Source organism: Larkinella sp. C7, assembly GCF_006149005.1.
Taxonomy (GTDB): domain Bacteria; phylum Bacteroidota; class Bacteroidia; order Cytophagales; family Spirosomataceae; genus Larkinella.
In genome coordinates, this window is record NZ_VBSL01000122.1 from 1 (window position 1) to 244 (window position 244).

Here is a 244-nt window from a genome sequence, read left to right on the forward strand (position 1 = left end):
CATGGGTGATAACAATCTGAGTAATCCCGAGATCACGGTTCTGGACAATCAATTTAGCCACTTCTTGGCGAAGGGCGGGGTCCAGAGCCGAGGTAGGCTCATCATAGCCAACGATTTTCGGGTCAATCATCATGGCTCTGGCAAAGGCCACCCGTTGCTTCTGACCTCCTGAAAGGGAGAAAGGATAGGTCTTGCCCTGCTCTTCTAGGCCCAACTTGCCCAGCAATTCCTGGGCCTTTTTGGA

At 52.5% G+C, this 244-nt stretch carries 1 protein-coding gene; it reads right to left on the reverse strand.

From position 1 onward, the window contains the following. On the reverse strand, window positions 1–244 hold a 244-nt coding region (locus FH871_RS34685; protein WP_229317771.1), incomplete at both ends, for an ATP-binding cassette domain-containing protein.